The organism is Streptomyces diastatochromogenes (assembly GCF_002242805.1).
GTDB lineage: Bacteria > Actinomycetota > Actinomycetes > Streptomycetales > Streptomycetaceae > Streptomyces > Streptomyces diastatochromogenes.
On record NZ_MCGQ01000055.1, the window covers coordinates 76,534 to 84,050 of the forward strand.

General features: G+C 70.1%; 8 protein-coding genes and 1 pseudogene. 3 read left to right on the forward strand and 6 right to left on the reverse strand.

Annotation, left to right across the window (positions count from 1 at the left end):
- The first annotated feature begins 125 nt into the window (after positions 1 to 125).
- Complete coding sequence (locus BEK98_RS43270) at positions 126 to 2,639, forward strand: DEAD/DEAH box helicase (protein WP_167444408.1); 2,514 nt, start codon at positions 126 to 128, stop codon at positions 2,637 to 2,639.
- A gap of 19 nt (positions 2,640 to 2,658) precedes the next feature.
- Positions 2,659 to 3,525 carry an acyl-CoA thioesterase gene (locus BEK98_RS43275; RefSeq protein ID WP_094222321.1) on the forward strand — a complete coding sequence of 289 codons (867 nt, stop codon included), beginning with the start codon at positions 2,659 to 2,661 and terminating at the stop codon, positions 3,523 to 3,525.
- An 8-nt stretch (positions 3,526 to 3,533) separates the two neighbouring features.
- Here the strand turns inward: BEK98_RS43275 and BEK98_RS43280 are convergent, their stop codons facing one another.
- Positions 3,534 to 4,460 (reverse strand): DUF6397 family protein, encoded by a 927-nt coding sequence (locus BEK98_RS43280; protein WP_094222322.1) that lies wholly within the window; start codon positions 4,458 to 4,460, stop codon positions 3,534 to 3,536.
- Positions 4,461 to 4,586: 126 nt separating this feature from the next.
- Complete coding sequence (locus BEK98_RS43285) at positions 4,587 to 5,000, reverse strand: roadblock/LC7 domain-containing protein (protein WP_094222323.1); 414 nt, start codon at positions 4,998 to 5,000, stop codon at positions 4,587 to 4,589.
- A 92-nt stretch (positions 5,001 to 5,092) separates the two neighbouring features.
- On the opposite strand from BEK98_RS43285, the gene BEK98_RS43290 reads away from it, so the two are divergent.
- Positions 5,093 to 5,521 carry a PPOX class F420-dependent oxidoreductase gene (locus tag BEK98_RS43290; protein WP_094222324.1) on the forward strand — a complete coding sequence of 143 codons (429 nt, stop codon included), beginning with the start codon at positions 5,093 to 5,095 and terminating at the stop codon, positions 5,519 to 5,521.
- A 3-nt stretch (positions 5,522 to 5,524) separates the two neighbouring features.
- On the opposite strand, the gene BEK98_RS43295 is transcribed toward BEK98_RS43290, so the two are convergent.
- The 4 genes and pseudogenes from BEK98_RS43295 to BEK98_RS43310 all read right to left on the reverse strand — a co-directional run.
- The gene (locus tag BEK98_RS43295; RefSeq protein WP_094222331.1) at positions 5,525 to 6,127 is read right to left on the reverse strand and encodes a GTP-binding protein; all 603 of its coding nucleotides are present in this window, start codon (positions 6,125 to 6,127) and stop codon (positions 5,525 to 5,527) included.
- A gap of 197 nt (positions 6,128 to 6,324) precedes the next feature.
- A complete protein-coding gene (locus BEK98_RS43300; protein WP_094222325.1) occupies positions 6,325 to 6,738 on the reverse strand; it encodes a DUF742 domain-containing protein in 414 nt (137 codons plus the stop codon).
- An 18-nt stretch (positions 6,739 to 6,756) separates the two neighbouring features.
- Entirely contained in the window at positions 6,757 to 7,194 is a 438-nt protein-coding gene (locus BEK98_RS43305) for a roadblock/LC7 domain-containing protein (protein WP_094222326.1), read from the reverse strand.
- Positions 7,191 to 7,517: pseudogene (locus BEK98_RS43310) on the reverse strand (ATPase); the annotation flags it as partial. The pseudogene BEK98_RS43310 and the gene BEK98_RS43305, both read right to left, overlap by 4 nt.

Below are 7,517 nucleotides of genomic sequence, written 5' to 3' on the forward strand. Positions count from 1 at the left end.
CTCGTGTGCCGCTGTCCAGTTGACCCGGTGCACTGACGCGCCGTCGGCGACACAGCGTAGCGGCCATGATCTTCGCATCCGCAGCCGATTCCCCTCTCGGGGAGAAGGCCAGGCAAGATGGGTGCGTGACCCTCATCGATCAGCTGCCGCCGACCGCCGACCCCGACGCCCTGTACGAAGCCTTCGAGTCGTGGGCGCAGGAGCGCGGTCTCACGCTCTACCCCCACCAGGAGGAGGCGCTGATCGAGGCGGTCTCCGGGGCGAACGTGATCGTCTCGACGCCCACCGGCTCCGGCAAGAGCATGATCGCCGCGGGCGCGCACTTCGCCGCGCTGGCCCGGGACGAGGTCACCTTCTACACGGCACCGATCAAGGCGCTGGTGTCGGAGAAGTTCTTCGAGCTGTGCAAGCTCTTCGGCACCGAGAACGTCGGCATGCTCACCGGCGACGCCTCCGTCAACGCCGACGCGCCCGTGATCTGCTGCACCGCCGAGGTGCTGGCGTCGATCGCGCTGCGCGACGGCAAGCACGCGGACGTCGGTCAGGTCGTGATGGACGAGTTCCACTTCTACGCGGAGGGCGACCGCGGCTGGGCCTGGCAGATCCCGCTGCTGGAACTCCCTCAGGCGCAGTTCATCCTGATGTCGGCCACTTTGGGCGATGTGTCCTTCTTCGAGAAGGACCTCACCCGCCGCACCGGCCGCCCCACGGCGGTGGTCCGCTCGGCCACCCGCCCGGTGCCCCTCTCCTACGAGTACCAGCTCACCCCGCTCACCGAGACGCTCACCGACCTGCTGGAGACCAAGCAGGCCCCCGTGTACATCGTGCACTTCACCCAGGCGCAGGCCGTGGAGCGGGCGCAGGCGCTGATGAGCATCAACATGTGCTCGCGCGAGGAGAAGGACCAGATCGCCGAGCTGATCGGCAACTTCCGCTTCACCACCAAGTTCGGCCGCAACCTCTCCCGTTACGTCCGCCACGGCATCGGCGTCCACCACGCCGGCATGCTGCCCAAGTACCGGCGCCTGGTGGAGAAGCTCGCCCAGGCCGGTCTGCTCAAGGTCATCTGCGGTACGGACACGCTCGGCGTGGGCGTCAACGTGCCTATTCGGACGGTGCTGTTCACCGCGCTGACCAAGTACGACGGCAGCCGGGTGCGCACGCTGCGCGCCCGCGAGTTCCACCAGATCGCGGGCCGGGCCGGCCGGGCCGGTTTCGACACGGCGGGACTCGTCGTGGCGCAGGCGCCCGAGCACGTCATCGAGAACGAGAAGGCCCTCGCCAAGGCCGGCGACGACCCGAAGAAGCGCCGCAAGGTGGTGCGCAAGAAGGCACCGGAGGGCTTCGTCGGCTGGACGGAGAACACCTTCGAGAAGCTGATCGCGTCCGAACCCGAGCCGCTCACCTCGCGGTTCCGGGTGACCCACACGATGCTGCTGTCGGTGATCGCCCGTCCCGGCAACGCCTTCGAGGCGATGCGTCACCTCCTGGAGGACAACCACGAGCCGCGCAGGCAGCAGTTGAGGCACATCCGGCGCGCGATCGCGATCTACCGCTCGCTGCTGGACGGCGGCATCGTGGAGAAGCTCGACAAGCCGGACGCCGAGGGCCGCATCGTCCGGCTCACGGTCGACCTCCAGCAGGACTTCGCCCTCAACCAGCCGCTGTCCACGTTCGCGCTCGCCTCCTTCGAACTGCTCGACCCCGATTCGCCGTCGTACGCCCTCGACATGGTGTCCGTGGTCGAGTCCACGCTGGACGACCCGCGGCAGATCCTCGTCGCCCAGCAGAACAAGGCGCGCGGCGAGGCCGTGGCCGCGATGAAGGCCGACGGTGTCGAGTACGAGGAGCGTATGGAGCGCCTCCAGGACATCTCGTACCCGAAGCCGCTGGAAGAGCTGCTCTTCCACGCGTACAACACCTACCGCAAGAGCCACCCGTGGGTCGGCGACCACCCGCTGTCGCCCAAGTCCGTCATCCGGGACATGTACGAACGGGCGATGTCCTTCACGGAACTGGTGTCCTTCTACGAGCTGGCCCGCACCGAGGGCATCGTGCTGCGCTACCTCGCCAGCGCCTACAAGACCCTCGACCACACCATCCCGGACGACCTGAAGTCCGAGGACCTGCAGGACCTGATCGAGTGGCTCGGCGAGATGGTGCGCCAGGTGGACTCCAGCCTGCTGGACGAGTGGGAGCAGCTGGCCAACCCGGAGGAGATGACCGCCGAGCAGGCCCAGGAGAAGGCCGACGAGGTCAAGCCGGTCACCACGAACGCGCGCGCCTTCCGGGTACTCGTCCGCAACGCCATGTTCCGCCGCGTGGAGCTGGCCGCCCTCGACCAGGTCGGCGAACTGGGCGAGATGGACGCCGAGGCCGGCTGGGACGCCGAGGCGTGGGGCGAGGCGATGGACAAGTACTGGGACGAGTACGAGGACCTCGGCACCGGCCCCGACGCCCGCGGCCCCAAGCTGCTGGTCATCAAGGAGGAGCCGGAGAACGGCCTCTGGCGCGTCCGCCAGATCTTCGACGACCCGAACAACGACCACGACTGGGGCATCAGCGCGGAGATCGACCTGGCGGCCTCCGACGCCGAGGGCCGTGCGGTCGTGCGCGTCACCGATGTCGGCCAGCTCTGAGCACAGGAGAATCCCACCGATGACGAACCCGGCCGAGAGACTGGTCGACCTGCTCGACCTGGAGCAGATCGAGGTCAACATCTTCCGTGGCCGAAGCCCGCAGGAGTCCCTGCAGCGGGTCTTCGGCGGCCAGGTGGCGGGCCAGGCACTGGTCGCCGCCGGGCGCACCACGGACGGCGAACGCCCGGTGCACTCGCTGCACGCGTACTTCCTGCGCCCGGGCCGGCCGGGCGTGCCCATCGTGTACCAGGTGGAGCGGGTCCGCGACGGACGGTCGTTCACGACGCGCCGGGTCACGGCCGTGCAGCAGGGCCGCACGATCTTCAATCTGACCGCCTCCTTTCACAAGCCCGAGGAAGGACCGTTCGAGCACCAGCTGCCACCGGCCCGTGAAGTGCCGGACCCGGAGTCCCTGCCGACGGTGACCGAGGAGATCCGCAAGCACCTGGGCGCTCTGCCGGAGCAGCTGGAGCGGATGGCGCGCCGCCAGCCCTTCGACATCCGTTACGTCGACCGGCTGCGCTGGCACCCCGAGGAGATCGAGGGGGGTGAACCGCGCAGCGCCGTGTGGATGCGCGCGGTCGGTCCGCTCGGTGACGACCCGCTGGTGCACACGTGCGCGCTGACCTACGCCAGTGACATGACCCTCCTGGACGCGGTCCGCATCCCGGTCGAACCCCTGTGGGCCGCGCGGAACTTCGACATGGCCTCGCTGGACCACGCCATGTGGTTCCACCGGCCGTTCCGCGCGGACGAGTGGTTCCTGTACGACCAGGAGTCCCCGATCGCCACCGGCGGGCGCGGTCTGGCCCGCGGGCGTATCTACGACCTGCAGGGGCGGCTGCTCGTCTCGGTCGTCCAGGAGGGTCTGTTCCGGGCCCTGTAGTGCGGGGTTCAGACCCCGGCGGGCCGGGGGTTTCTGCGGCGGAGCCATGCCCGCAGTCCGCGGGTCGGTCGCCGTGCCTCCGGCCGGGAGTCGTGGTCCCGGGGCGCGGCCGGCGGGGTCGGCCGTGGTGTGGGCGCGGTGTGCCGTGGGGCCGGGCGCGGGGCCGGTGAGTGGGCGCGCGCCTGCTCCACCGTGTGCGCGAGGTTGCTGCGCAGCCAGCCGATCTCGTCCGGGTCCTGTGCCGTCATCAGCTGCTCGGCACATTGCGCGGACGGTGATCCCGGCGCTCCGTGGTCGGGCGGAGCGGGCCGGAAGCGGTTCAGGTGGGCACGCTCATAGGGGTCCCTGACCACGTCCGCGACGTCGACGGGCGGAAGGAAGGCGGCCACGACCCCTGCGTGCGCCCATGGGTCTTCGGACTGCCTCGTCAGGAATCCGAGTTGCCGTCCCCGCCAGTTACGGGCCCGAAGGTCGACCCCGGCCGCCAGTTGGCCCCTGAGGCTCTCCGGCGTACGGCCCTTGAGCAGGTGCGCGTTCTCGGCCCCGGCCGTGAACTGGCGTAGGTCCTCTGCCAGATAGAGCCAGACCACGGCTCGATAGCGGTTGAGGTAGAAACGCACCGGCACCAGCAGACCCAGACGGGCGAGCCGGGTGAACCTGCCCGCGGGGATCTCCATGAGCGCGGCGCCCTCCGCCGTACCCACGACGTGCACGCGCTCACGGAGAGTGCCGGGAAAGCCGTCCTGGGCGCGCAGCCGGTCGATCTCGGCTCGTTCGACCCGGCGACCCCCGCCTCCCCCCTCGTCGGGCACGGTCCGGATACGGCCGAGACGGACGGCGAGGTCGAACTCGCGGCGCCTGAGCCCCAGTTCACGAGCCGCGCGGCCCGGCGTGCAGGTGACGGTGCGGGCAGGGACGTAGATGCTTCCCGACATGGTCGTACTCCCCCGTGGAGTCGATGGCTCACGCCCTGTGCGTTCGCCGTGCACACACCGTAGCCGGTTCGGCGCACATCATGGCGAGCCTGTGGATAACTCCACCGCGCGAGGCAAAGACGCAGGTCAAAGGTCTGACAGCGGAGCGCGATCGGGTTGCCGGGCATCCACACCGAGGTGTTCGCCGACCCGGTTGACGAGCAGGGTCATCTCATAGGCGATCTGGCCGATGTCGGCCTGCGCGCCACTGAGCACACAGAGACAGCTGCCGGTGCCGGCGGCGGTCACGAACAGCACGGCGTCGTCGTACTCGATCATCGTCTGGCGCACCCGGCCCGCGCCGAAGTGGCGCCCCGATCCCTTCGCGAGGCTGTGCAGCCCGGACGCGACCGCGGCCAGATGCTCGGCGTCCTCGCGGCGAAGGCCGGTGCTCGCACCCGTGACCAGTCCGTCGTTGGACAGGACCAGCGCGTGCCGCACATGGTCCACCCGCCCGGTCAGATCGTCCAGGAGCCAGCCGAGTCCCTGGTTCTGCGCCATGTTCCGTCTCCCCGTGTGACGTCTCCCCCTGGCTGGAGGAACTGTCCGCCAGCCTTCCCCACCACCGGCCTGCGGGCAAGCAGGATGGGCGTATGGCACAGAAGATGACCGATGAGGAATGGCGGGCGTTCGTCTCGTACGGCACCCGAACCGGCAAGCTGTCCACCGTCAGCGCCGATGGGGGCCCACATGTGGCCCCGATCTGGTTCCTGCTGGACGGGGACGACCTGGTCTTCAACACCGGTAAGGAAACCGTGAAAGGGCGCAATCTCGCCCGTGACGGACGGATCGCCCTGTGCGTGGACGACGACCGGCCGCCGTTCCACTTCGCGGTGCTGCACGGGCGCGCCCGGCTGTCGGAGGAGCTGGAGGAGGTGCGTCTTTGGGCCACCCGCATCGCCGCCCGGTACATGGGCGAGGAGCGTGCGGAGGAGTACGGGGCCCGCAACGGCGTCCCTGGCGAGCTGCTGGTCCGGGTAGCCGTGGAAAAGGTGGTGGCGATCAAGGATCTGGCCGCCTGAGGCTCAGCCCACCGAGTCGAGGAGCCGGGCGGTGTGCATCCGCCCGGCGTACTCGACGAGGCGGATCAGCACCTCCTTGCCGGAGTCCCGGTCGCGCGCGTCGCACAGCACCACGGGTGTGCCCCGGTCCAGGTCGAGAGCCCGGGAGACGTCGTGGGCGCCGTAGTTGCGCGCTCCGGCGAAGCAGTTGACGGCCACCACGAACGGGATGCGCCGGTGCTCGAAGTAGTCGACGGCCGGGAAGCAGTCCTCCAGGCGGCGGGTGTCGGCGAGGACCACGGCCCCGAGGGCGCCCTGCGCCAGTTCGTCCCAGAGGAACCAGAAGCGGTCCTGCCCGGGTGTCCCGAAGAGGTACAGGGACAGGCCGGAGCGGATGGTGATGCGCCCGAAGTCCATGGCGACGGTCGTGGTGACCTTCTGGTCCACGCCGTCGGTGTCGTCCACCAACTGGCCGGCTTCGCTGAGCAGTTCCTCGGTGCGCAGCGGGCGGATCTCGCTGACGGCCCCGACGAGGGTCGTCTTGCCGACACCGAAGCCGCCGGCGACCAGTATCTTCAGCGCCAGGGCGGACATGTCGCCGGCGGCGTCGGAGTGCTCGGAGACCATGATCACTTCTCTCGGGAGGGCCGGCTTCGGTCGGTGTCGGAGTGCTCGGGAAGGGAAGTCAGCATCATGACAACTCCGGCATCCCTCCGGGGGATGGGACCGGAATACGCCTGATGTGACCGTTTCGCGCCCGGTCGGTTCCGGAACGCGCACGGAACGGGATGCCGCGAGGCGCCCGTCGGATTCTGAACGTTCATCTACAGCGCCCGCAGCCCTTCGATGACCTCACGAAGAATGCGTTCGTCCGGCAGGTGGGCCGGGGGTACCGGGCGGCTGATGGTGACGCAGCCCAGTTCCAGGAGGTCGCCGAGGAGCACCCTGACCACGCCCACCGGGAGGTCCGCGTCAGCTGCGAGTTCGGCGACGGACTGTGTCTCGATACGGCACAGGTCGACCAGGGCGCGGTGTTCGGGGCCGAGCGCGGTGTCGTCGTCCACCGCCGGTGCGGCGGGGGCGAGGGTGACGAGGGCGATCAGGTCGAAGCGCACTCCGGTGGGGCCGGGCTGGGTGCGTCCGCCGGTCATGGCGTAGGGGCGGACCAGGGGCCCGGCCTCGCCGTCGTACCACTGGCTGCCCTGCTCGCGCGGGCCGTCGGTCGGCTTCTCGGTCATGCGTGGCGCCCTTCCGGCTCATCCGGCGGCGGGCGGCTGGGCGCCGACGCGGGGCGCTGTGTAGAGGTGCTCGCCCACGCGCTTGACCAGTCGTGCCATCTCGTAGGCGACCAGGCCGATGTCGGCGGTGACGGCGGTGAGCACGGCGAGGCAGGAGCCTTCGCCGGCGGCGGCCACGAAGAGGAAGGCGTCGTCCATCTCCACCATGGTCTGGCGTACGCCGCCCGCTCCGAAGTGCCGTCCCGCGCCCTTGGCGAGGCTGTTGAAGCCGGAGGCCACGGCGGCGAGATGCTCGGCGTCCTCCCGCGCGAGGCCGGTGGAGGCGCCGACGGCCAGGCCGTCGTTGGACAGCACGACGGCGTGCCGTACCTCGCTCACCCGCATCACCAGGTCGTCCAGCAGCCAGTCGAGTTCGCCGGACCGCTGGGCGGCACTCATGTTCGGGTCCTGGATCATGCCGGGTCTCCTTCAGTGCTGTCACTGCCCGTTTCGGGTTCCGGGGCGGCGCCGCGGCCGGGTTGCCTGCCGCCGCCGCGGGTCCAGCCCTCGCGATAGGCCGCCATGCGGTCCCGTACGAGTTCGGGGGTGCGCCGGTCGTCGCCGCGCGGGTCGGGTTCCGGCACCGGTTCTTCGGGGCGCTGATGGCGGAGTTGGGGCGCGAGGCTCGCCTGGCGCACGCGGCGCGGAAGGTCGTCGGAGGTCTCGGAGTCGTTCGGTGGGCGGTGCAGCCTCAAGGCGGTGACTCCGGGGGGCGGGGGTTCGTGCGTGGGGGGCGAGGG